Here is a 22,362-nt window from a genome sequence, read left to right as displayed (position 1 = left end):
GTCGAAGGCGAGCACCTTAGCGAAGGTACGACCGATCTCAAACGGGTAACGGCGATAGTTCGGCGTATGCGTTCGGCACGACGTTGAACGCTCACCGCTGAACGACCGCGATCAACCGTTCACCGCATCTCACCCCGCACGCGGGGCGGGACCCGTAATTCGGTTAATCGCGGTTCGCGACCATCTGAGACGCTCGTACCGACCGCCTGTGCAACTCACACGATCGAGCGATAAAACATTATCGCGTCCCGACGATTGTGTACGTTAACAACCAAGGGGGTGGATCATGTCCACGACAAAGGCGTGGAAACGGGCACGAGCGTGCAGCCCGGCGGGTGACAACTGCGTCGAGGTGAATCTCAGCCACTCAGGAGTCTCGCGTGTGCGCGATTCCAAGCACACCGATGGGGCAATCCTGACGTTCGAGGCGACGAGCTGGGCCGACTTCGTGCGGTTCGTGCGGCGCCATTGAGCAATCATGGCCAAAACAAGGCCATTTTCGCGGACCGCGTGCCGCACCGATCGCCTGCTTTCCACAATGGCCGCCTGACCGATCACCTCGTTCGAGTGGAGAGTCAGTGGCAGGCTCGGAACCCATGTCGCTGCGGTCGCGACGAGAGAAACTGGGCGCGCTGGTGCGCATCGCCCGCAAGGACCGCGAGATGTCCCAGGCCCGGCTCGGGAAGCTGATCAAGGGCAGCCAGGCGAAGATCAACCGAATCGAACGCGGCCTGGCCGGCACGAAGATCGACGACCTGCGGTCGATCGTCACCGCGCTCGGCATCGCGCCCGAGGTCGCCGCGGAGATGGAGGCACTGGCGGCCGCCGCGCCGCGGCAACGCACGTGGCGGGGTGCGATTCCCCTGCACGTGCGCCGCTACCTCGAAGCCGAACGCGAGGCCGTGCTGATCCGCGGCGTGCACGGCGACCGCATCCCCGGCGTGCTGCAGTCCGAGCAGTACATGTTCCGCCAGGCCGGCATCAGGAACCCGGCCCAGATCACCGACCGCATCCGCGCCCGGCTCGAACGCAAGCAGCTGTTCGACCTCGACGGCGGACCGCGGTTCGAGTACCTGCTGAGCGAGTCGTCGGTGCGGCGGCGGGTGCACGGCAGCATCCCGGTCGCACTCGACCAGGTCGCCGAGCTGCTGCGCATCGGCGACAGGTACCCGGGCGTGTCGATCCACGTCCTGCCGTTCGACGCCGACGTCGACTTCCTCCCGGGCGACTTCACGTTGCTGGACTTCGCCGACCGGGCGCGCAACTTCGTCTACATCGAGCTGTTGGGGAAGTCCGTCGAGCCGAGAGGCACCGCGGAGATCACCAGGTACCGGCACCAGTGGGACAAGCTCCGGCAGGCGGCGCTCAGCCGCGCGGACACCAGGGTCTTCCTCACCGACCTGTACAAGGAGCTGGACGCCGAGACGTGACGCCCAAGCGACTCCGGCCGCTCGTCACGGTGGATGAAGGGCTCCTTGCTCCACCTGAGATGGATGAAGGGCGCCTTCATCCACGTCACCACGCACCTGGCGAGGCCTGATCGCACGGGTGCATGGCGAACCCGGCCGGGTTCAGGTCTCGTCCGACGCGCGCACGGCCCGGCATGCCAGGTGCACCGCCAGCCGTTCGTCCGGGTTCAGCAGGCTCACGCCCAGCAGCTGCTCGGCCCGGTTGATCCGCTGCGCCACCGTGTTGCGGTGCACCTTGAGCCGCACCGCGGCCGACGACGTCACCGACTCCTCGTCCAGGTACACGGCGAGCGTGCGCAGCAGCTGCCCGTCCTCCACGCCCGCCAGCGGTTCCAGCAGCCGGGTCGCCTGCTCCACCAGCGCCGGCGTCTCGGCCGCCATCGACAGCAACCGGCGCACGCCGAGCTCGTCGATGTGCACGACCTTCGCGGGCCCGGTCATCGCCGCGGCCTCCCGCGCCTCGGCGAGCGTCCGGCCGACCCCGGCGGCCCCCGGATGCGGTCTCCCGACACCCGCGACCAGGTTGCCGGAACTGAGCACCTGGGCCAGTTTCGCGGTCAGCTCGCGGTGCTGCGACTGGGGTGGTTCGGCGTCGTTGGTCAGCCAGAACGACCAGCCCTCCGCACCCTCGACCAGCTGGCCGTGCAGGCCGCGCCGGGAGAGCTCGACGCGCAGGCGTTCGGTGTGGGAGGCGTCGAAGATGCCGGGTGACGGCGGGTTCGGCATCGCGTAGACGCCCGTGTGCCAGCCGTCGAGGCGCCACCCTGCCAGCACCGCCTGCTGCACCAGCTGCGGCGGCACGTCGTCACCCGCGGCGAGCAGCTCGGCCAGCAGCGAGCCGCGGGAACGGGCCCGGCGCTCGGTTTCCAGGCGTTCCGCGGCGACCCAGTTGCCCAGCGCCCAGGACGCGACCTGGCTGATCTGCTGCACGGTCTCGGCCCAGCGCTTGTTGCGGCCGCGGGTGTGCGAGACGAGCCACAGGTGCACGTGCCCGGTCCGGTCGGTCTCGACCGGCACCGCCACCGCGACGCCCTCCGGCAGCTCCACGGTGGTGGCGACCGAGCCGACGAGCAGGTCCGGTGGCAGGCCCGGCGGTGACACGCCCTCGATCGCCGTGCCGTCCGCGCTCATCACCGCGCACGTCACGTGCAGCTCGCCGGACAGGATCGTGATGACCGACCGCGGGTCCGGCCGGCTGCGGCCCAGCCTCGTCGTGACGGCGTTGAGCAGCCGGGCCGCGGCGACCTCGGGACGGCGGACGGCCGTGCGCAACGAGTCGGCGACCAGCAACGGATCGTCGGCCTTGGTCTGCAGCAACGGGACGCCGAGCCGGTTCGCGAACGAGACCGTCGCGGTGGACGGGGGCTGGTAGCTGCCGGTCGTCGGCCGCACCAGCACGACGGCCCGCACGTCGGCGCTGTAGGCCCGGCGCAGCGCCACCTCGACGAGGTACGGCTGGTGCCCGGTCAGGATCACCAGGTCGCCGGCCGAGCACGCCTCCACGGCGGTCATGTCGGCCGCCAGCCGCACGTCGGCGACCTCGGTGTCGACGCCGCGCTCGCCCGCCAGCAGGCACGCCTCGCCGAGCACGCCGATCTCCAGCAGATCGCGCACGGTCAGCGAGTCGGCGTCGTCGATCACGGGGAGCCCCGGAACGGCACGTAGTCGAGGTCGTACCCGAACGCCCGCGGGTCGACCCGTCCGAGCATCTCGGCGCGCACCCACCGCGCCGGGGATGGGAGCGCTACCACGTCCACGACGGCACCGAACGCGAGGCGCTCGGTCGACACCGGTTTGCCGGACTCCGCGTCCAGGCAGCACAGCAGGTCGGGTGTCGTCACGAGCGGCTCGCCGTCCGCCAGCGCGACGAGGTACTCCCCCTGCATCTCCAGGCGCACGTACGCATCGTCGGCGTCCAGGCAGCGCAGCGCCACCGTGCCACGCGGAAACTCCCCGACGGACTCGCGCCACACCTCGACGACCTTTCCCCGTGCCACGAGGAAACCACCGGAGGCCTTCGCCCGTTCGTCGACGGAAACCGTGCGCCTGGACCAGATCTCGCCGAGCTCCAACGCCCGTGCCAGCGAGCCCGTTATGCCCACTTTGAGCGCGTCCGCGAGCCTCAACGGCTTCGCGACCATCATCGCCCAGCCGCCGAAGTCGACCATCACCGTGCGCGCGAGCTTCTCGATGCCGGTCGCGTCGAGGACCGCCCGGTTTCCGCCGGGTTCGGTGATGGCCAACGGGATCGTGGGCAGCCCGGCCGCGTCGTAGGTCGTCTGGTCGATCCGTGGGAACGCTCTCCCCATGCCGTCGACGTCGACGTACGGCAGCCCGAGGCGGGCGGCCAGGATCAGCGGCAACAGGCCGTTGCACCCGCCGACCTCCCACCCGATGACGGCGGTGGCCGGCGTGGAGTCGTGCGCCTGCAACGCCTTCAGCGCGTCTTCCGCCTCCTGACCGGACGGGAGCTTCTCGATCATCACGGTCGGTGCGCCGATCAGCCCGACACGGGCACCGGACCCGTCCGGATCGGCCTCTTCCGGCGACAGCACCGTGACCGGCCCGCTTTGCCGCATTTCCTGCCGGAGCATGGCCGCGAACGCGTGCGTCTCCCGTTCACCGCCTCCACCCCCGCTGCCGAGCATGACCACGCCCAGAGCGAGCTGGTCAACCTCGTCGGGCTGGAGCAGATGCATGCGCGGGACTGTAGTGGAAGAGTCACGCCCCGAGCGGTGTGTAGTCGTGCGAGTAGCCGAAAGCCGACGGTCCGACCAGCGCAAGTCCTTCCGGCGTCCGCCAGCGCGGGTGGCAGGGCGCCCCGACGACCGAGACCCGCTGCCCGTAGCGCAACCGCTCGGCCGGCACCGGTTCTCCTTCGGCGTCGAGCACGCAGATCAGGTCCGGCACCGAGGCGACGACCGCGCCGTCCCTGGACGCGACGAGGTGCTCGTTCTGGAACGCCAACCGGCAGTTCCCGCCGTCGTACGCGGCCATGCCCTCCAGCCACGCCTCCCCCTTGGCGAACCCGGGATCGGTGGCGCGCATGACGTCGACGACCTTGCCGGTGAACAACACCCGGCCGCCGAGGAACGACGCGATGGCCGCGCACGGGTCCTGGCGGTCGCGCCGCGCCTGTTCCACCAGCCGCCCCAGCCGGGACGCCAGGGTGAGCGTGCCGGGGATGGTGATGTCGCGGGCCTGCTTGCCGGACATGGGAAAGCTGCTCATCAACGCGGTGCAGCCCATGCCGATCGTGGCCGAGCGCGCGAGCCGTTCCGCCCAGTGGTTGTCGCGGACGTCGAGGACGATCGAGTTGCCCTTCTCGTCCGCGATGGCGAGCGGCTTGGCCAGCACGCCGTCCAGCGTGCAGACGACCATCTGCACCATGGGGAACGCACGGCCCATGCAGTCCGCGTCGAGCACCGGCAGGCCGAGCGACGCGGCCACCGGGAACGGCGCGAGCGAGTTCATCCCGCCCACCTCGATCGGCAGCACGTGCGTGATGGGGCGACCGATTTCCCGTTGCAGCGTCAGGAAAGCCGTGACCGCCTCCTGACCCGCGGGCAGCTTCTCGATCATCACGGTCGGCGCGCCGATCATGCCGATGCCCGCGACGACCGCGTCGTCCGGCACCTCGTGCAGCTCGGCCGCGAGCACCGGACCGTACTCCAGCACCGCCTGTTCCGCGACGAGCCTGCCGATGTACGGGTCGCCACCGCCGCCGGTGCCGAGGATCGCGGCACCGCGGGCGATCTGTCTCAGCTCGTCCGCTCCGATCTCACGCACGTGCCCTCCTCGGGGCGTCGTCCAGCACGAGATCCCCCACGGCTCTAGCGCGCACCCTGCTCGCGTTGCCGGGCAGGTACGCCAACGGGATCTCCTCGACCTCGACGATCCGCACGCTGTCGGCCCGCGCGCCCGCCGCCACCGCCTTGTCCACGGCCTCCTGCCTGGCCGAGTCGAGCACCTCCTCCCGCCGGCTCGGGTCGATCGTGAAGACCCGGTCGACCTCGCCGCCGACCTGCGCGATCGCGGCACCGATGGCGTTGGCGAACGCGTGGTGCGGCGGCCTGATCAGCTCGCTGATGCCCTCGACCTGGTCGGGCACCAGCACGCTGCCGCCGCCGACCAGCACGACGGGCAGCGGTGCCGGGCAGGTGCGCATGCGGTCCACCTGCGTGGCGATGCGTTCGCAGACGTGGTCGAGCACCGCGCGGACGAGCGCGCGGTCGAGGTGCTTGACGAGCGCCCGGTCGCCGATGTCGGCCAAGCCGGCCGCGACCGCGACGTCCGTGGCGGTGAGCGTGTCGCCGCCGAACACCAAAGCCTGCTGGGACAGCCGGAACCCGACGCTCTCCGGCCCGATCTCGACGCCCTGCGGCTGTGACCGCACGACACTGCCGCCACCGAGACCGACGCTCAGCACGTCGGGCATGCGGAAGTTCGTGCGCACCCCGCTGATCACCACCTCGGACGAGGCCTCGCGCGGGAAACCGTTGTTCAGCATGCCGACGTCGGTCGTCGTACCGCCGATGTCGATCACCGCGCACTCGTCCAGCCCGGACAGGAAGGCCCCACCGCGCATGGAGTTCGTGGGGCCGGACGAGAACGTGGCGACCGGGTAGCAGCGCGCGTACTCGAGGTCCATCAGCGTGCCGTCGTTCTGGCTCAGGTAGAGCGGGGCGTGGATGCCCTGCGCCGTCAGCGATTCGGTGAGCCCGTCGGCGATCTGCTCGGCGAGCTCGCGCAGGGCGGCGTTGATGATCGTCGCGTTCTCCCGCTCCAGCAGGCCGAGCCGCCCGATCTCGTGGGAGAAGCTGACGAGCAGGTCCGGCACCTCGGCGGTGAGGATCTCCGCCGCCTGGCGTTCGAAGTCGCCGTTGACCAACGAGAACACCGACGAGATGGCGACCGACCGCACGCCCTTCGCGGCGATGTCCGTGGCGACACCGCGCAGCTCGTCCTCGTTGAGCGGCGAGATGACCCGCCCGTCGTACTCGTGGCCGCCGTGACAGAGGTAGGCGTGCCCGCCGATGACCTGCCGCAACCGCTGCGGCCAGTCGACGAACGGCGGAAGTGCTTTGGTGGCGGGAAGTCCGAGCCGCACCGCCGCCGTCTGGGCGAGTCCCCTGCCCTCGACGACGGCGTTGACGAAGTGCGTCGTGCCGATCATCACCGCGTTGATCGCCGCCGGGTCGAACGCGCGGACGGCCCGCAGACCGTCGACCGCCTCGACGATCCCGCTCGTCACGTCGGCCGTGGTCGTCGTCTTGCACTCGGCGAGGACACGCCGTCCCTCGACGAGAACGGCATCGGTGTTCGTGCCGCCGACGTCGATACCGATGTGCATGTCCGAAACCACCCCTCAGGCGGCCGACGCTTCCCCGACCACCTTACGGTTCGTGGCCCTCCGAGTCCTCATGCGAAGCAGGTCGAATCTTCCAGCTGAGACGTAGAGGACGAACGCGAGCACGAGCGAGTTCACACTGGACTGCCCGAAAGGCAGCAGCTCACCGATGCCGGCGGCGGCCGGCCAGATGACCACGGTGGCGGGCACCCACGAGGGCGCCGATCTCGGTACGCGCGGCCGAGTCGAGATGATCTCCTTGCGCCAGCGCCGCACGACGTAGTACTCCGCGATCATGATCCCGGTGACGGGCGGGAACACCACGCCCAGCAGCACCAGGAAGTGGCTGAACTGGCTCACGATCCCGGCGGCCGCGAGGAAGCTGCCCGCGCACCCGACCATGACGGTCACCTGCGCCCGGCTGATCCGCACCGCGAACACGGCGTCGAAGAAGTTCACCAGCCCGAGCGAGGCCGAGTAGAGGTTCCAGTCGTTGATCTTCAACACGGCCGTGACGACGACCAGCGCCCCGATCCACCCGCTCGACCGGCTGATGACGCCCATGATGTCCGTGGTGCCCAGCCCGTGCGCGATGATCACGCCCGCCAGGCTGATGACCCACTCGCCCAGCGTGATGCCGAGGACTGTCTGCTTGACGACGTCCCACTCGTTGCGGTTGAAGCGCGTCATGTCCGGCGCGATGGCGGCCCCGACGATGAAGCTGCCGGTCACCAGGGTCACCGCGGTCAACATGCCGATGGACGCGCCCGGCGCCGGGCTGCTGAGAGCGGCCGGGATGTCGTGGACGTTCGTCAGCACGAGCCAGACCAGGAGCACGAGAAACGCCGGCACCGCCACGTACGCCGTCCACGCCATCCACCGCACGCCATACGCGGCGATGACCGTGACGACGATGCCGAAGAGCAACGACCACACGGGCGCCGGCAGCACCCCCGCGACGTCCGCGAGCGTGACGCCGGCCAGCCCGGTCTGCACCCCGAACCACCCGGTCGCGGACAGCGCGATGATCAGCCCGAGCATCGCGCTCCCGGCGTGCCCGAACCCGGTCCACCTGGTCAGGATCGCGGTGGAGAGCCCTTCGCGCTGCCCGATCACGCCGACCGTGACGGCCACGGCGTTGAGCGCCACCGCCCCGATCGTGAGCGCGAGGAAGGCGTCCCAGAACGTCATGCCGAAGCCGAGCGTCGCGCCCAGCAGCAACTGGCTCAGCGCGGTCGTCTGCCCGAACCGCTGGGTCGCGACCGACAACCACGGGTGCCGCGCCTGGTCGGGGACACGGGTGAGGGCCTGATCGTCATGCCCGAGAAGAGCGGCCACTCTCGTCCCTCCGCTCCGTGATCGACAACCCGGACAGTAATCGCCGACCCACCATCGAGCTACAGACAATGTGCACTGTCGGACGAATCATCACGTTGCGATTCGCACAGGCCACCTAATTCAACGCCAGCCCAATCCGCCGCCGCGCCACCAGCCGAGTGTGGTGCACATCGATGCTCGCCCCCAGCCCAGGCCGCCGCTCGAACCGGTCGTAGCTGCGGCTGAGCAGCCAGTGCGCCGCCTCCGCGCTGATCAACTCCAACCGCATCTGCTGCTTGAGCCGCTCCAGCGCCTCGTCGACCCGCCGCGTCAGGAACGCGTGCCTCGTGAGGCTCCCGCTGATTTCGTCGATCATGAAAACCATGGCGTGCGGCTCATCGCCATATGCATAACTGCACAGCAGCGCCAGATATCCCGCGTCGATCGACCGGTCCCCGATCCAGCACTCCCCGAACCGCAACTCCCGCAGGTCCCACCGCGGTCGCCCCTGCTCCTCGGCCGCCTCTTTCGCCCACAACCCAGGCCTGCCGGGGAGAAGATGCGCGAGAGCGGTGAGCAACGCCGCACTACGCCGACTGGGCACCTCCCGCAGATGCCGGACGACGACCTCCCACAACTCCTCGTTGTCGGCGAACGGCCCCACGAACGCACTGACCTGGAGCTCGACCTCCAACGGGTCGGTGAGCTGCGGCAACGGCCGCCCGGCATCCACCACCGCCTGCTGCATGGGGGTCAGCCTCGTCCGCACGCGCGGCAGGTTAGCCCGATCGGCGCAACGCAACGCCTTTGTTGATCCGCGCCACCACGCGGATCACCCCATCGTGCACCGGTCCAGCGCCCTCGATGAAGGGCGCCTTCATCCACCTGAGGTGCAGGAAGGCGCCCTTCATCGACGTGGAGCGAACGGACGGCCAGCCCGAACTCAGGCGTCGACGGCTTGGCGCCCGACGGTGATGTCCGCACGGTCGGCGGCCGCTCGGCCCGCCTCCCACCCCGCGCCGTTGGTGACCGTCGCCGACCTCTGGACGAGATTGCTGAACATCTTCTCGAACGTCTCCTCGACCACCTGGGACCGCTCGGCCAGCACCGGAAGCAGTCGTTCGTCCTCGACCGGATCGTGCGCACGAGCACCGGCCCCTTCGAGCCGTTCTCCGATGCGCGTGGCGTACGAGATCAAAAACGACTGCCGGAACGACCGCGTGCGCGACGTTCCGCTTCGCGTGACCTGGCTTCCTTCGGCGACCATCGCACGAGTCGCCTGCACCTGCAGGGACGTGACCAGCAGCTCGGTGATCTCCAGATCCATCGACTCCCCGACCAGCGCGACGAACCCGATCCGGGGGTAGAACACCGACCGGCACCGGTTCGCCGCGGCGATCTGGTGGACCAGATGTGCCTTGGCGTCGAGATACGGGGCATCAAGCCACAACCGGCTGGACGACGCCGTCTGCTTCCGCTTCTGGTCGGCGTCGAGGACGGCGCGTTCGAAGGCGTGCCGGTTCATCAGCTCCTGCGCCTTGGCCGAGAGAGCCTCGGCCTCCTCGGGGAACTGAGTGGACTCCGCCTTGGCCAGCAGGGCCCGAACCCGCGCCAGCACCTTCTGGTCCACACCGCTCACCGAGGCGGACGTTCGCGCGGACGCCGACCCCGGCACCGGCAGGATGCGCGGCAGCTTGGGCATCTTCATCAACTCGTCGATCAACACGATCGTGGTGCGCACCGCGAACCCAAGATCGGCTCCACGCCGGTCCATCCACTGCAACACTTGCGGCACACCAGGCTTCCACCAGACCTCGGCGCCGAGGCCGCGGACCTGCGCCACCCACCGCTCGTCCACAGTGGACGAAGAGTGCTTCGCCGTGTCCGCGGCGATCAGATCGATCAGCAGGCTGTCCGCCGCCGAGTTGGCGTTCCGGCGAAGGTGCTCGCGAACATCGACGGGCGTCCAGCCCTTCTTCCAGACCAGGTCGATCGCCACGCCCAGCACGATCCCGGCACCGATGGCCACCGTCCGGGGGTCGGCGACGGGCCTGGGACCCGCGAGATCCGCCACGCACCTGTCCACCACGTCCGTGTCGGACGCGCGGGCGAAGGCCGCCTCCTTCAACGATTCCGCCACCATCTCCGGCGTCACGACCAGAGGCGTCCACACCTCCTCATGGCCGTCGAAGGCATCCCGAGGTGAGGTCGAGCCACGACTCGCCCTGACCTTCTTCTTCGCAGCCCGCTTCTCGCGGTTGCGCTTGCCCACCCAGGCTCTCCTCGTGGTAGTCGTCCCAGTCAGGGTAATGACGCGGTCCGACAGCTCCGCGTCCGCCTTCCGGCACCCGCCTGTCCGGCGGCGGTTTGAGATGCGGGTCAGCTCGGCTGGACCGCGGCGTAAAACGTCCCGGCCAGCTCCTTCAGCCTGCCCCGGCACGCCTCCGATCTCGGATTCGTCTTGTCGGACGGCTTGTTGTTGAGCAACAGCACGGCGTTGGCGTCGAGGATGATCAGGTAACAGCTGTCGTTGTCCTTGGCGTTCTGCCATTTGGCCTGTTCACCAACGCCCACATCAGCGGGCCCGTCGTCAACCGGATCCGTGAAGTCGTCGAACCGCTCACGCGCCTTCGCTCTGCCCGGCTCATCGCGCCACACCGAGATGTCCAGCCCGATACGAGGGAAATCGGGAATGTTCTGGAACTCGCACCCCGTGAACATGTCCACGAACGGCGACGGATTCTCGTTGCCCGACCGGAACTTCGGCAACCCCTGCACCTTCTGCTCGATCTGCTTGCAGGTCGGCACCGCCTTGTACTTGGCAGCCGCGGGGGTGGTCGGTGTGGTGAACGCCGGCTGCTCGATCGGCCGCACGTTCGTGCCTCCGCACGCGCCCGCACTCAGCGCAAACAGCAGCACACCCGCGATCCTCACTGACCGATTCACTTGCCTCCCAGGCCTTTCCACAGGTCCTCTTCCGGATCTTCCTCGACCCGCGGCCGACTGCGCGACGGCCTGCTCACCGGTGCCGATGCGCGGTTCGAAATGAGGCCCGCATCGCCGAACACCTCCCACAGGTCCTGCTGCACCTGACCGGGTTTCGCTCGGGAAATCGCGTCGGTGTTCGCCGTCAGCCCGACAAGCGCGCCAGTGCGCACCTGGAGCGTCACGAACCCGTGGGGACTGCGCAGCTCGGTCACGTCGTACGACACCCTGGCCGCACTCTCCCTGGCCTCACTCAGCTTCTGGCCGATCGCAACCTGCTCGGCCCTGGTCCTCGCCAGGAACGTCTCCAGATCCTCAGCACCGGACCAGCTCTCGAAGCTGACCGGCGCTTCCGGCTCCGGCTGGTTGCGGCGCGCCTGACGTTCGACGGCAGCGGCGATCCCCAACGCGTCCTGATAGGTCGCCATCAACGCCGACCCGAATTCGGCGGCGGGCAGCCGCGAGAGCCAGGAACCGGCCACGTCGAAGCGCAGCACCTTGCCCTCGGGATCGACAGTCACCCGCAACGACCGCGAGGCATCGGCGGCCGTGTACTCGTCGGCGGGCCCTGCGGGTAGCTCCGGCGACGGCCGCCGCGGACCGAGGGGAATCCGCGGCAGCCGTAGCTCGGCCAGCTTCATGTTGCGCAGCTCGTCAGCCAACGCGCTCAAGTCGGTCATCAGCTCACCGCCTGCGGCCATGCGTCTCTGGGGAATGCTCCGGTGCTGCTGCGAGTGCTCACCGCATCACGCATGAAGCTCATCGCCTGGCTGTAGTACTCCACGCTGTCGCCGAACACGGTGACAGCGCTGTCGACCAACTTCCCGCACACCTCCGCAGCGTCGCCGATCGCCTCCAGCGCGCCGATGATCGTGCCGGCGGAGATGAGGGCGGCAACCCCGCTGGAGGCGATGTCACCGATCCGGGCGGCATAGGTGTTGAGGAACTTGATGTTCGCCTGCGCCACCTGGGTGAGCCACTTGCTGATCGCTTCAGCTTTCGGACTCAGCGCGTCAAGCGCCTTCTGCTGCCGCGCGACCACCTGCACGCTGTAGTAGGTGGCGGCCTTGCCGGTCCACTCGCCGTAGTTCTTGTTCTGCTCGAAGTCGCCTACTCGCGAGGCGATGTCCGATACAGGCTTCTGCATCTGGGTGAGCCAGTTGAAGCTTGCTTTGATCAGTGCGATGACGGGAGCCTGATGCTTGAAGAACTGCTCTGTCGCCTTCGCGAACTTGTCCACCCAGTCCCGCAGGGTGTTCACGCCCCGGTCCAGTTTTCCGAAGATGTCCGGTGCCAGGTAGATGAGCGGGTTGGTGTTGACGTTGTGAATACCCTTGTTGAAGTTGTCGATGAGGAGTTTCACCGCCTCGTAGGCCAGTTTGAACGCTTCCTCAAGTGCCCGGATCAACGCTGGGTACTGCGAGTCCACACTGGTCATGGTCATCCCGCTGTCCTCAGTAGACCTGGTCGAGTTCGAGCTCGACGACGGCCTCGGCCTGCTCGTACGTGTCAGCGATCTTGACAAGCGCCCCGGCGATCTCAGCGAACTCGGTTTGTGCCTCACCGAGCAGCTTCTCGACGAACGAGCGCATGTCCTCGTACGAGCGCGCCAGCTCCTCCGGAGGTGCCGGCAGTCTCAACGGAATCGTGGCGAATGTGATCGCATCCAGCACGAAGAAGGCTAGCGGCTGCAACGTCAGCGAGGCAATCGCATCACGCACGGGGCCTATTTCATCAGCGAACTCGCCCCACTTCGCAGCTTCCTTGCGAACTGCCTCGGTGACCACCTGAAAGCCAGCCATGAGCCCCTCCCGACCTCACTGGCAGCACAATCACACTCGCACGATTGCGCGATCACGGTAGCACGGTGCAGCGGGCGGCACGGGTGTGAAAGCCGAGCATCACCACAAAGGTGGAATACATTCGCACTAAATGGTTATTCATGGAGGTCCTCCAAAAGGCGTACCGACACGTTACTTCTAATGGGGTTTCTGCTCGTAGATTGGTTGACCACCCCCGCGCGGTGGTCGTTAGATGCCAAAGGGAGCACGTGCATCCAGGTTCGGGGGAGGAACTCGATGCCGTTCTACGCGGGCAAGCCGGACGGGGGAAGTGACAGGCCATCCGCTGGAGGGCCGGTGACCATGCGTGTCGATCCCGGTGAAGTACTGGGGCTCAAAGCTCGCCTCGAGGCGGTCCGCGACAACGTTCAGGACTTCCTGTGGTCAGAGGGTGACAACCTGCTGCCAAGACCGGTGGCTCGGGACGAGGTATCCGTCGACGCAGCCAGGATCTTCGCGGACAACGCCGACACCGCTCTTGCCGTGAGCAGGCAGTTCATCGACCAGCTCAATCTCACGATCGAACAACTGGGCCAGATCGCCAAGACCTACAACCTGGTCGAGGACGTCAACACCACCGCGATGCAGCAGCAGAACAGGGGTGTCTGAGCCAGATGCGACGATCTGTGTCCGCCATGTTCGCCGGCATCACCGTGCTTGCGTTCATCGCGGCTTGCAGTGACTCCAAGGGAGGAACCGCTACCCCCGATAGCACCACTCCGACCACGGAATCGACCTCTGCCAAGCCGTCGTCTGCTCGTCCTCGGGAGATCAAGCTCGACGGCAAGGACCCCTGCCAGTTGCTCACGGCGGAACAGCTGCCGTCGCTCAAGATCGATCGACCTGGGCGTCCGGGGACCGCTCCGGCGTTCAACGCCAAGGATTGCTCATGGACCGTCACAGGCGCCGCTAGCCGGCTCACCCCGGTCATGAGCGAAGGCATCGACGTCTGGACCGGCGCCGAGCGTACCGGGCAAGCGGAGAAAACAGCCCCGATCGCAGCATTCCCCGCGATCTCCGTCACCGTTCCGTCCGACCAGGATCGTTGTGACGTGATGGTCGATGTGGCTGACGGCCAGTACCTGCTGGCGACCTTCTCGGTCAGCCCGAGTTTCAGGGATCGGTTTCCGAAGCCGTGCGACGGGGCGCGGCAGTTGGCCGAGGCTGCCATGCAGAACTTGGTGAAGTGAGAGGGGTTGCGGTGCTTGGCGACTACAACTTCGACGCGAAGTCGCATCAGGAGCTGTACGACAAGATTCACGCCGACGCCGGCGCGTCCTTCGCTCAGGCCCTGGAAGACGCGTGGAACGGCTTCCGTGCGGTGATGGGGAACGCGAAGGCCGAGATCGAGGCGGCCTACCGGGACGCGGGCGTGCACTGGGTGGGGGCGGCCGGGGAGGCGTTCTCCGGTGCGATGGCGCCGCTGGCCCAGTTCGCCGAGGACGCTCGCGCGGCAGGGGTGGCGACGCACCATTCGGTGCAGGCCCAGCAGTCGTTCTACCACGCCGCGAAGAACGGAATGCCGCCGCCGGTGCACGTGTCCTCGACGGCGAACGACGACTTCGTCGGCATTCCGGCGGGGATGACGCATCTGCTCGGCGGACAGACCGACCAGGACATCGAGGAGCAGAAAGCCAACGAGGCCAAGCGCGAGGCCGTGCGGGTGATGAAGACCTACCGGGACAGTGCCGCGGCGTCGGTGACGACCATCGGCACGTTCGTACCGCCACCGCAGGTGACCACTCAGGTTGCCGAGACGCCGATCCAGCAGCCATCGGATTCGCAGATGCAGTACTCACAACAGTGGAGTTCGCAGCAACGCACCACGTCGACCGGCGAGCAGTTGACGCAGTCCCGACAACAGCAGCAGAGCGTCACGCCGCCTGCGTTGCAGGGCAAGGACGACACGACAGGAACCTCGGCCTACCAGCCGCCCGCCAACACGGTCCCGCGCCCGACGCCACCACCTGGCTCGCAGCCCACGCCGAACCCGCAGCCGCCGATCAGCGGCCTCGTCCCACCCACGATGCGACCGCCAGGCGCGACCCCAGTCGGAGGCACCGGCCCGCGCGGCAGCTCCGGCGGGAGCACGCCACGGTCCGACAGCGGAATGGCCGGTCAGCTGGGCCGTGGACCAGCGGCCAGGACCGGCGCTCTCGGTGAGGCGGGCCGCGGCGGCCAGGGTGTGCCAGGCGCGCGAGGCGCGGCCGGAACACCGGGCGCCGGCACAGCAGGTGCGCAACAGCGTGGCCAGGACGAGGAGGACAAGGAGCACAAGTCCGCGCCGTACCTGGAAGAACTGGACGACGTGTGGGGCGAGGGCACCATCCCGACGGTGGCGCCGCCGGTGATCGGAGAAGACCAGCAGTGAGATACCGGTTGTCCCGGCTGGAGTTCGACCTGTGCTGGGAGCGCCTCGGCCTCGGCGAGTTCCCCACGATCCTGTCGATCAACAGCCACGGCGACCTGTTCGACGAACGCAGGGCGCTGCACCGCGAGGCGTGGGAATCGTTGGAGGACAAGGGCTACACCGACCGCGGCGAACTGGACGGCGCGCTGGCCGGCTGGATGCGCGTGCTGGCCCGGCCGGAACGGGAGGTCGACGCCCGGCTACGACTCGATCCCAGCGGGCCACGGGTCCGCGCGCTTGCCGCGGGCGTCGGACGGTACGCGGTACTCGCGGTGCTCACCGCGGACGAGTTCACCCTGCGGGAGATCGACGAGACCGCACTGGCCCGGTCGGTGGTGTCGCTGCTGCCAGAGCACGCAACACCACGAGCCCGGTCCGTCAGCCTCCCGGCCGAGGTGCTCGACCACGCCGCCGCTCGGGCCGGCGAGTCCTCCGGCCGCATGGAGAACCTGCTCGCCGACGCCCGGATTCCGCGGCCGGACGCCCACCTCGTCGCCTCGGTGCTCGGCAACGTGGTGCGCATGGGCCAGTTCGGCGCGGCCCGCCGCGAGCGGCGGCACGGTGGACTCGGCCCACGACGCCGCGGTTCGTACGCCGTGTCGTTCTACGACACCCCGGACGGCCGCTGGCAGTTCACCCGCCGCGCCTCGGGCGACGGCCGTGAGTGGTCCACGCTCGCCCCGGCCGACCATGGACGGCTCACCCACGCCGTGACGGAACTGCTCAGCCGCACCAACTGATCAGTCCTCTTCGGTGTGCTGCGCCTGCTCGATCGGCTCCTGGTCGACCTGGTTGGCCAGGAGTTCGGCCACGGTCATGTCCTTGATCGGCTTGTCTTCGGGCACAGGCATCGCCTTTCGGGAAAGCACTGTCCTATTAGGGCTTACACGTCGATCAGCGCGTGTGCATACGGTGCGGCGTCGGGATTCAGGCGGTACTGGTACTCGGCACGGCCAGGTTTCCCGCCGTCCGACAGGCGGCGGAGCAGGTAGCCGGCGGCATGCAGCTCGACCGTCGGCCTGCGGGCGCACTTCCGCACACGAATGAGCTTGGACGTCAGCTCGCTCACGGTGAACCACGCGTCGGGGGCCTTGCAGAGCACGGCAAGCACCTGTTGGTACTGCTTGCCGCCGGACAGTGGTGACAGCGGCGGTGGCAACTCCTGCCGCAACCGATCCGCCACGAACTCGCCGACGACGTCTTCCGCACCCTCCGCCAAGCGGTAGCGGGCGATGCGGCACTCCGGGGTCTTCGGGACAGGGGCGACCACGCCGATGCGCTCCAGCGCCTTCACGGCGTACCAGCCGGACGCGTCGGTGCGGTTCGGCCCGCCTTCCATGGCCTCACTCACGCTCAACGGCTCCGGAGCGGTTTCGAGCAGCCTGCGGAGAATGTGGAGCTTGAACTCCAGGCCCTCCGGCGGCAGAGCGTCCAGCGCGCGGCGCATCGGTTCTCTCCAATCTGACACAGGACATCAGCGGCGCAGCGCGTGCCGCCCCACGTCCTCGCAGCAGCAGTCGCACTCGCAGCCGTGATCACGCAGCTGCTGATAGAGCAGCCGACAACGCGAGAGGTAGGTCCGCCCGAGCACGATCACGTACAGCGGCGGCACCGCCAGCCACACGACGAATGACCACTAGATCGACAGTCAGGAGTGCGGCGATGCCGGAGCGGAGTGATCCGTCGGCGCTGCGATGGCTCATCGGCCACGAACTCCGTCAGGCGCGTCTGCGGGCAGGGAAGACCCAAGCCGAGGCGGGGCAGGCGCTTGGCTGCAGTCAGCCGAGGATCAACTACCTGGAGACCGGCCGAAACCAACAGCAGCCCGAGGAAGTAACCACTCTGCTGCGCCTCTATGGCGCCGATGTAGCTCACGTCGACCGCATGGCATCGCTCGCCGGGCGCGCAGACCACGGCACCTGGTGGGCGCCGTTCACCGACGTCGTGCCGGACTGGCTCAAGACCTCTGTCGGCCTGGAAGGTCTCGCCAAGAGCGAGTTCTCCTAAGAACCGCTGCTCATCTACGGCCTGCTCCAGACACCCGCCTACGCCGCCGCCTTGCTGGTCAACAACCTTCGCGTGGCCGCAGTCGACGTCGAGCGAGTCGTGAAGCTGCGCATGGAACGGCAGAAGCGCCTCACCGACGACGACCCTCTGATCTTCAGAGCAGTGATCGAAGAGGCGGCACTGGACCGCCTTGTGGGTGGCGTCGACGTGATACGCGATCAGTACGTTCACCTGCTCACGCTGGCCGAGCGCGACAACATCACCCTTCACCTCATGCCGACATCGGTCGCGGTGCACGACGGGCTGGACGGCGAGTTCATCCTGCTCGACTTCCACGAGGCACGAAGCATCGGCTACGTGGAGTTCCCCGACGGCGCTGTCTACGTGCAGAATCATGATCAGGTCGCGGCGTCCACTCTGGCAGCAGAGCGCCTGTGCGCAGCGGCGCTGTCGCCAGCCGACACGATCAAGGCGATCAAGTCGCGCCTGGCGAAACTCACATGATCATGAGGAGTACCCATGACCACCGCGTGGCGGAAGTCGAGCCGTAGCAGCAACGGTACGAGCTGCGTCGAGGTGGCGTTCGCGGGTGCCGGCGTCGCCACCCGCGACTCGAAGAACCCGACCGGCCCGACCCTGCGCTTCTCAGCGCAGTCGTGGACCGGATTCCTGAGTGAAGCGAAGGCGAACCGTCTCAGCCGCTGATGGTCGAGCTGTACGGATCTTCCCGCCACTCCACGCAACCAGGTCGGCGACCGGTGGTCGTGAACTCCTGGAGCGCTTCCTTCACCCGATCAAGCGGGATCTCGCAGTGCGGACGAAAGTCGACCTCGGCGAACACCGTCCAGCGTCCGATAGCGGACTTCGACGCTCATCCGTCTTCGCATCCTCGGTAGACGTAGCTCCCACTGACGACGATGCAAGCTCCTCTCGATTAATCACTGTATGGCGATGCTCTGCGTGTCCAGCCACGTTCGACAAGACTTCCGGCTGAATGATCGATTTGCAGGTAACCTCTCCTCTGCGGCCCGACGGGCACCGAGGTGATCAGGCTCGACACCTCGTCGCTGCTCCCACCCGCACGTGTATTTCGCGTGCCCAAGTGGGGGAACATCAGTGGCTCTCGTCCGTCAGAGCGCCGAATCGCTGCTCGCCGATGCCTTGGCTGACAGGCTGCACAAGATGCTTGAGGAGAAGGCGCGGATCCAGTTCGAGGCAGGGGTGAGCAGAGGTGAGGTGCGCTCGTGGCAGAACAGCCTTCCGACATTCCTCCGCGATCTCGTAGACGCTGGGCTCGGCCACGTCGAGGTGTTGCTGGAGCACAAGCTGCCGCACAGCCCGAAGCGTGTGGACGTGGTGCTGTGCGGCCAGAACCCCCGGCACGGCAGGCCCTCGTACGTGATCGTCGAGCTGAAGCAGTGGTCGAAGGCCGAGCCGTACGGTGACGACCTGGTGAAGGTCGAGTTCTACCCGCAGCCCGTGCTGCACCCACTCGAACAGGTGCGCCGATACCGCGAGTATCTCGTCGACTCGACACCCGCCCTCGCCGAACGACCGGATTCCGTGTATGGCGTGGCTTATCTGCACAACGCGCGGAAAGTCGGCGTCTGGAACATCACGCGCTACGGCGTCGACGAGTTCGGTGAGCTCTACACGCTCGACAACAAGGGCGAGCTGATCAACCGGCTCCGCACGTTGCTCGACACCGACACCGCGACGCGCGACGGTGCGCGTGATGCCGCCGACGAGTTCCTCGCCATGCGTCACGCACCGTCCAAGCCGCTTCTCACCGTGGCGGCCAAAGAGATCCAGGAACGCGAGCAGTTCGTGCTGCTGGACGAGCAGCAGGTCGCGTACAGCCTGGTTCGCAGGGCAGTGGAGAAGGCACGCGCGTCACGCAAGCAGACCGTGGTGATCGTGCTGGGCGGTCCCGGCTCCGGCAAGAGCGTCATCGCGCTGAGCCTGCTCGGCGAGCTGGCCAGGCAGGGCAGGGCCGTCTTCCACGCCACGGGTTCCTCGTCGTTCACCAGCACGATGCGCAAGCACGCGGGCAGCCGCAACAAGCGGGTGCAGACGATGTTCAAGTACTTCAACAACTTCATCGACGCGGAGCAGTTCGGACTCGACGTGCTGATCTGCGACGAGGCACACCGCATCAGGGAGACCAGCCTCAACCGCTACACCAAGCGGGAGGTCAGGGAGAAGGCGCGCCGGCAGATCGAGGAGTTGATCGACGCCGCCAGGGTGCCGGTGTTCCTGCTCGACGAGAACCAGACGGTGCGGCCCGGCGAGATGGGGTCGCGAACAGAAATCGAGTTCGCGGCCGAGGCAGCAGGCTGCGACGTGCAGGTGGTGGAGCTCGGTGGTCAGTTCCGCTGCGGCGGTTCGGAGTTCTTCGACGCGTGGGTCGCCAGGCTGCTCGGCATCACGGGCAAACCCGCGCAGTGGTCGACGCTGGTGACGCGTACCGACGACGAGTTCGTGGTGCGCAGCGCGGAGTCGCCGCGCGAGATGGAGGCATGGCTGCTCGACCGGCAGGCCAAGGAGGGCGGCACCGCGCGCATCGCGGCCGGGTACTGCTGGAAGTGGAGCGATCCCGTCACCGAGAACGGGACGAAGGTGCTGGTGCCGGACGTTCGGATCGGCGACTGGCACCGGCCGTGGAACGCCAAGCCCGAACAGCGAGTCCCTGACGTACCCGCGTCGCACTTCTGGGCCAGCGACGAGCGCGGGTTCGGGCAGGTGGGCTGCATCTACACCGCCCAGGGCTTCGAGTACGACTGGGCCGGTGTCATCTTCGGCAAGGACTTCGTCTGGCGCGGTGACCACTGGGAGGCACGACGCGAGCACTCGCACGACCCCGCAGTGAAAAAAGCCGACGAGCTCCACTTCGCCCGGTTGATCCGCAACACGTACAAAGTGCTGCTCACCAGAGGCATGCGGGGTGTTTGCCTTTACTCAGAGGACCAGGAAACCCAGGACTACCTGCAATCGATGACGCGATGACGCGCCATCCCAATGCGATGGCTGACATAGGCGGCCACAAGTAGCACCGGAATACCGCCCAGCCCAAGCTTGTCCAGCGCAGCGGTAGCCGGCCCTGCAGCAACGCGAAGGGGCTCGTCACGACACCGAGCACGACTCCGGGCGAGAAGCAACAACGCGACGATGACGACTATCGCCAGCACGTTCTCAGCACATTCGGCCCGAAGGGCTGCGGGTGATCAACCTGCGCAACGATGTCGAAGGCGGCAATTCGGAGCTCGGTACCTGCCGGAGGCCTCCCGAGCAAGGCGAACCACCACCGCTCTGATCGACGTGGTCCACCTCCGCAGACACGCGACGCCCCTCGCCGCGGTCTCCCAGGGCCCACTTGACATCGCGCAGTTGGATCATGCTGACCATACTTGTTCCCCACCCCCGGTTCTGCGTGGCAGTTCACGGACGTAGGGGCAACGCCGAGTCCGTGTCCGGCGATCGCCGGATTGGACCTGGTCTCGTGGCGCGACTCAGCCAGGTTGGGCTGTGGCCAGCTGCACCAGGTGCTCGCCCCGGAGGTCCGCGCCCACCTGCCCACCAGGGTTCACCAGCACGAGCAGCCCCGGCAGCGCGGGCAGCAGTTCCTCCAACGCCCACCGATCAGGCGTCCCAACACCAGCCGGGAGTTGGCGCGGTGACGAGTAGACCGCGAGCACGTTGTTCTCCCCCGCTCGTCCCGGAGCACGGCCGGGCCGGCCGCCGTGCGGGGAGGCGACTCCGACTCCAGCGCGGCCGACAGGCACGAAGGCGGCGACGTCGCCGAGAGTGACAAGCCGATTACTCCAAGATGCACATGACAGGCACGGCATGCCGCTATGGTCGCCTCGTGGCTCATGAGGTCTATCTGAAGTCCGAGAGGAGGCCTTGTGCCGCTCGAGCACATTGAGCTGGCGAGTCTGAACATTCCTGACGACCCGCAAACGAGGGCTCGTTTCGACGAACTCACTCGTCCGGGTGGCGTTCGACTTCAGCCGGCTGAGACGTACGAGGCCAGCGACCCGGACGGGCTCATCACCGTTACGGTGAACAGGTTTCGAATGGTGACGAAGATTCGAATTCGTCCGCGATGGTACGAGCAACTCAGGCCGGAGGAATTCCCGGCCGCGCTCTACAACACGTACATCACCGCGGTTCAGTGCGCGCTCGCCGTGGAATCCACCTACCGGCTTCCTGAACCCGTGAAGTCCGCCGGCCCGCCCGCACCAGCCGAACCCTTGGTAGACCCTGCTGGGCTGTCGATCGAGGAGTTCATCGCGGGGACCAGGTCCCGACTCGACGCCGTCGACGCGGAGTACGACGCTATCCGCCGCCGAACGCAGGCTCCGCAGGTGAACACGACCGAGATCCGCAGTCCACTCGGCTATCTCACGATGCATGTACGCGATGGTGGCCCGATCGCGATCCACGGCAATCCCCAGGCGCTGGACAACCCGTCCGTCACAGTGCTGGCCGAGGACATCCTGCAGTTGTTCGCCCGTGCGGGTTTCGGAGTCGATCCAGGGGAACGACCCCGTCCGGCAGCGCGACCGCGTGGCAGCGGCGGCGACGCGGACGACGAGTACTTCGACGACTTCAAGGTGCTGGGCAAGAGGGACGAACATGGATGACTTCAAGGTTGTCACGTCAGAGCTGCGCAAAGAAGCCAAGCTGTGGCAGGAGAAGGCGGACAAGGCCGAGCCGATCGTGCGGGCGGTTCAGGAGGCCTACCTGTCGGCCACCGCGTTCTTCGTCGGCGACCCCGCAACGCTCGGTGTGGGAATGATCAACGCCAAGCTCGAGGCCGATCAGTACGAGAACTTCCGCGCTTTCATGGAGAAGGTTGTTCAGGGCGCGGTCACCGAGTTCGGCCAGATCGATGTCGCGTTGCGCAGGATCGCCGACGAGTACGACCGAACCGAGAGTGTCAACGAGATCGACCTCGCCAAGTTCTACAGCGCGTAGGAG

Annotated in this window: 27 protein-coding genes; 12 read left to right on the top strand and 15 right to left on the bottom strand. The window is 67.5% G+C overall.

Annotation, left to right across the window (positions count from 1 at the left end; all coding sequences use genetic code 11):
* Positions 1-286: 286 nt before the first annotated feature.
* Together ABZV40_RS17665 and ABZV40_RS17660 are read left to right on the top strand one after the other, a co-directional pair.
* Positions 287-472: a DUF397 domain-containing protein gene (locus ABZV40_RS17665; RefSeq protein WP_355441967.1), complete on the top strand. Its 186-nt coding sequence runs from the start codon at positions 287-289 to the stop codon at positions 470-472.
* Between the two features lie 106 nt (positions 473-578).
* Entirely contained in the window at positions 579-1,430 is an 852-nt protein-coding gene (locus ABZV40_RS17660; protein WP_355441964.1) for a helix-turn-helix transcriptional regulator, read from the top strand.
* A 141-nt stretch (positions 1,431-1,571) separates the two neighbouring features.
* On the opposite strand, the gene ABZV40_RS17655 is transcribed toward ABZV40_RS17660, so the two are convergent.
* The 11 genes from ABZV40_RS17655 to ABZV40_RS17605 all read right to left on the bottom strand — a co-directional run bounded on the left by ABZV40_RS17655 (position 1,572) and on the right by ABZV40_RS17605 (position 12,923).
* Positions 1,572-3,110, bottom strand: coding sequence for a helix-turn-helix domain-containing protein (locus ABZV40_RS17655; RefSeq protein ID WP_355441961.1), 1,539 nt, complete (start codon positions 3,108-3,110; stop codon positions 1,572-1,574).
* Positions 3,107-4,168, bottom strand: a complete 1,062-nt coding sequence (locus ABZV40_RS17650; RefSeq protein ID WP_355441958.1) for a DUF917 domain-containing protein — start codon at positions 4,166-4,168, stop codon at positions 3,107-3,109. The genes ABZV40_RS17655 and ABZV40_RS17650 overlap by 4 nt, the downstream gene beginning before the upstream one ends.
* 22 nt (positions 4,169-4,190) lie before the next feature.
* A complete protein-coding gene (locus ABZV40_RS17645; RefSeq protein WP_355441955.1) occupies positions 4,191-5,258 on the bottom strand; it encodes a DUF917 domain-containing protein in 1,068 nt (355 codons plus the stop codon).
* Positions 5,251-6,822 (bottom strand): hydantoinase/oxoprolinase family protein, encoded by a 1,572-nt coding sequence (locus tag ABZV40_RS17640; protein WP_355441952.1) that lies wholly within the window; start codon positions 6,820-6,822, stop codon positions 5,251-5,253. Before ABZV40_RS17640 ends, ABZV40_RS17645 begins: the two co-directional genes overlap by 8 nt.
* A gap of 15 nt (positions 6,823-6,837) precedes the next feature.
* The gene (locus ABZV40_RS17635) at positions 6,838-8,157 is read right to left on the bottom strand and encodes a cytosine permease (protein WP_355441949.1); all 1,320 of its coding nucleotides are present in this window, start codon (positions 8,155-8,157) and stop codon (positions 6,838-6,840) included.
* A 115-nt stretch (positions 8,158-8,272) separates the two neighbouring features.
* Positions 8,273-8,905, bottom strand: coding sequence for a hypothetical protein (locus tag ABZV40_RS17630; protein ID WP_355441947.1), 633 nt, complete (start codon positions 8,903-8,905; stop codon positions 8,273-8,275).
* Positions 8,906-9,079: 174 nt separating this feature from the next.
* Positions 9,080-10,408, bottom strand: coding sequence for a DUF2786 domain-containing protein (locus ABZV40_RS17625; RefSeq protein ID WP_355441944.1), 1,329 nt, complete (start codon positions 10,406-10,408; stop codon positions 9,080-9,082).
* Between the two features lie 107 nt (positions 10,409-10,515).
* Complete coding sequence (locus ABZV40_RS17620; RefSeq protein WP_355441941.1) at positions 10,516-11,055, bottom strand: hypothetical protein; 540 nt, start codon at positions 11,053-11,055, stop codon at positions 10,516-10,518.
* A gap of 23 nt (positions 11,056-11,078) precedes the next feature.
* The gene (locus ABZV40_RS17615; protein WP_355441937.1) at positions 11,079-11,801 is read right to left on the bottom strand and encodes a hypothetical protein; all 723 of its coding nucleotides are present in this window, start codon (positions 11,799-11,801) and stop codon (positions 11,079-11,081) included.
* The gene (locus ABZV40_RS17610) at positions 11,801-12,565 is read right to left on the bottom strand and encodes a hypothetical protein (protein WP_355441934.1); all 765 of its coding nucleotides are present in this window, start codon (positions 12,563-12,565) and stop codon (positions 11,801-11,803) included. The genes ABZV40_RS17615 and ABZV40_RS17610 overlap by 1 nt, the downstream gene beginning before the upstream one ends.
* Positions 12,566-12,575: 10 nt before the next feature.
* Positions 12,576-12,923, bottom strand: a complete 348-nt coding sequence (locus ABZV40_RS17605; RefSeq protein ID WP_355441932.1) for a hypothetical protein — start codon at positions 12,921-12,923, stop codon at positions 12,576-12,578.
* A 276-nt stretch (positions 12,924-13,199) separates the two neighbouring features.
* On the opposite strand from ABZV40_RS17605, the gene ABZV40_RS17600 reads away from it, so the two are divergent.
* The 4 genes from ABZV40_RS17600 to ABZV40_RS17585 are packed head-to-tail and all read left to right on the top strand — an operon-like array spanning position 13,200 to position 16,112.
* A complete protein-coding gene (locus ABZV40_RS17600; protein ID WP_355441930.1) occupies positions 13,200-13,571 on the top strand; it encodes a PE family protein in 372 nt (123 codons plus the stop codon).
* A 26-nt stretch (positions 13,572-13,597) separates the two neighbouring features.
* Entirely contained in the window at positions 13,598-14,152 is a 555-nt protein-coding gene (locus ABZV40_RS17595) for a DUF3558 domain-containing protein (protein WP_355441928.1), read from the top strand.
* On the top strand, positions 14,149-15,333 hold the full coding sequence (locus tag ABZV40_RS17590; RefSeq protein ID WP_355441925.1) for a PPE domain-containing protein: 1,185 nt from the start codon (positions 14,149-14,151) through the stop codon (positions 15,331-15,333). Before ABZV40_RS17595 ends, ABZV40_RS17590 begins: the two co-directional genes overlap by 4 nt.
* Positions 15,330-16,112, top strand: a complete 783-nt coding sequence (locus tag ABZV40_RS17585) for an ESX secretion-associated protein EspG (protein ID WP_355441922.1) — start codon at positions 15,330-15,332, stop codon at positions 16,110-16,112. Before ABZV40_RS17590 ends, ABZV40_RS17585 begins: the two co-directional genes overlap by 4 nt.
* A 143-nt stretch (positions 16,113-16,255) precedes the next feature.
* Here ABZV40_RS17585 and ABZV40_RS17580 read toward each other — a convergent pair whose 3' ends face one another.
* Both ABZV40_RS17580 and ABZV40_RS17575 read right to left on the bottom strand, forming a co-directional pair.
* A complete protein-coding gene (locus tag ABZV40_RS17580; RefSeq protein WP_355441919.1) occupies positions 16,256-16,819 on the bottom strand; it encodes a hypothetical protein in 564 nt (187 codons plus the stop codon).
* A gap of 27 nt (positions 16,820-16,846) precedes the next feature.
* Entirely contained in the window at positions 16,847-16,996 is a 150-nt protein-coding gene (locus ABZV40_RS17575) for a hypothetical protein (RefSeq protein WP_355441916.1), read from the bottom strand.
* 38 nt (positions 16,997-17,034) lie between these two features.
* Between ABZV40_RS17575 and ABZV40_RS17570 the strand changes: the two genes are divergently transcribed.
* From ABZV40_RS17570 to ABZV40_RS17560, 3 genes are read left to right on the top strand one after another with little or no spacing between them, the layout of a single operon-like run.
* Positions 17,035-17,379, top strand: coding sequence for a helix-turn-helix transcriptional regulator (locus ABZV40_RS17570; protein ID WP_355441913.1), 345 nt, complete (start codon positions 17,035-17,037; stop codon positions 17,377-17,379).
* A 6-nt stretch (positions 17,380-17,385) separates the two neighbouring features.
* Complete coding sequence (locus ABZV40_RS17565; protein WP_355442011.1) at positions 17,386-17,883, top strand: DUF5753 domain-containing protein; 498 nt, start codon at positions 17,386-17,388, stop codon at positions 17,881-17,883.
* Between the two features lie 15 nt (positions 17,884-17,898).
* Positions 17,899-18,084 (top strand): DUF397 domain-containing protein, encoded by a 186-nt coding sequence (locus ABZV40_RS17560; RefSeq protein ID WP_355441910.1) that lies wholly within the window; start codon positions 17,899-17,901, stop codon positions 18,082-18,084.
* Here the strand turns inward: ABZV40_RS17560 and ABZV40_RS17555 are convergent.
* Positions 18,074-18,220, bottom strand: coding sequence for an Imm1 family immunity protein (locus ABZV40_RS17555; protein ID WP_355441907.1), 147 nt, complete (start codon positions 18,218-18,220; stop codon positions 18,074-18,076). The two genes, ABZV40_RS17560 and ABZV40_RS17555, sit on opposite strands and share 11 nt — an antisense overlap.
* A 341-nt stretch (positions 18,221-18,561) precedes the next feature.
* Here ABZV40_RS17555 and ABZV40_RS17550 point away from each other — a divergent pair, with 341 nt between their 5' ends.
* Entirely contained in the window at positions 18,562-20,385 is a 1,824-nt protein-coding gene (locus ABZV40_RS17550; RefSeq protein ID WP_355441903.1) for a DUF2075 domain-containing protein, read from the top strand.
* A 503-nt stretch (positions 20,386-20,888) separates the two neighbouring features.
* Here the strand turns inward: ABZV40_RS17550 and ABZV40_RS17545 are convergent.
* Positions 20,889-21,074, bottom strand: a complete 186-nt coding sequence (locus ABZV40_RS17545; RefSeq protein ID WP_355441900.1) for a hypothetical protein — start codon at positions 21,072-21,074, stop codon at positions 20,889-20,891.
* A 210-nt stretch (positions 21,075-21,284) separates the two neighbouring features.
* Between ABZV40_RS17545 and ABZV40_RS17540 the strand changes: the two genes are divergently transcribed.
* Positions 21,285-22,025: a hypothetical protein gene (locus tag ABZV40_RS17540; protein ID WP_355441897.1), complete on the top strand. Its 741-nt coding sequence runs from the start codon at positions 21,285-21,287 to the stop codon at positions 22,023-22,025.
* On the top strand, positions 22,018-22,359 hold the full coding sequence (locus ABZV40_RS17535; protein WP_355441894.1) for a hypothetical protein: 342 nt from the start codon (positions 22,018-22,020) through the stop codon (positions 22,357-22,359). The genes ABZV40_RS17540 and ABZV40_RS17535 overlap by 8 nt, the downstream gene beginning before the upstream one ends.
* The last annotated feature ends 3 nt before the right edge of the window (positions 22,360-22,362 follow it).

The sequence above is a fragment of the Lentzea sp. NPDC004782 genome (assembly GCF_040609115.1).
Taxonomy (GTDB): domain Bacteria; phylum Actinomycetota; class Actinomycetes; order Mycobacteriales; family Pseudonocardiaceae; genus Lentzea.
This window is presented reverse-complemented; position numbering and strand designations above follow the sequence as displayed.

Bases quoted from the DNA above. Each gene is read 5' to 3' on its own strand.
- ABZV40_RS17665 (WP_355441967.1), top strand. From the start codon at position 287: ATGTCCACGACAAAGGCGTGGAAACGGGCACGAGCGTGCAGCCCGGCG.
- ABZV40_RS17595 (WP_355441928.1), top strand. From the start codon at position 13,598: ATGTTCGCCGGCATCACCGTGCTTGCGTTCATCGCGGCTTGCAGTGAC.
- ABZV40_RS17605 (WP_355441932.1), bottom strand. From the start codon at position 12,923: ATGGCTGGCTTTCAGGTGGTCACCGAGGCAGTTCGCAAGGAAGCTGCG.
- ABZV40_RS17570 (WP_355441913.1), top strand. From the start codon at position 17,035: ATGCCGGAGCGGAGTGATCCGTCGGCGCTGCGATGGCTCATCGGCCAC.
- ABZV40_RS17560 (WP_355441910.1), top strand. From the start codon at position 17,899: ATGACCACCGCGTGGCGGAAGTCGAGCCGTAGCAGCAACGGTACGAGC.
- ABZV40_RS17610 (WP_355441934.1), bottom strand. From the start codon at position 12,565: ATGACCATGACCAGTGTGGACTCGCAGTACCCAGCGTTGATCCGGGCA.
- ABZV40_RS17580 (WP_355441919.1), bottom strand. From the start codon at position 16,819: ATGCGCCGCGCGCTGGACGCTCTGCCGCCGGAGGGCCTGGAGTTCAAG.
- ABZV40_RS17650 (WP_355441958.1), bottom strand. From the start codon at position 4,168: ATGCATCTGCTCCAGCCCGACGAGGTTGACCAGCTCGCTCTGGGCGTG.
- ABZV40_RS17600 (WP_355441930.1), top strand. From the start codon at position 13,200: ATGCCGTTCTACGCGGGCAAGCCGGACGGGGGAAGTGACAGGCCATCC.
- ABZV40_RS17615 (WP_355441937.1), bottom strand. From the start codon at position 11,801: ATGACCGACTTGAGCGCGTTGGCTGACGAGCTGCGCAACATGAAGCTG.
- ABZV40_RS17535 (WP_355441894.1), top strand. From the start codon at position 22,018: ATGGATGACTTCAAGGTTGTCACGTCAGAGCTGCGCAAAGAAGCCAAG.
- ABZV40_RS17550 (WP_355441903.1), top strand. From the start codon at position 18,562: ATGCTTGAGGAGAAGGCGCGGATCCAGTTCGAGGCAGGGGTGAGCAGA.
- ABZV40_RS17640 (WP_355441952.1), bottom strand. From the start codon at position 6,822: ATGCACATCGGTATCGACGTCGGCGGCACGAACACCGATGCCGTTCTC.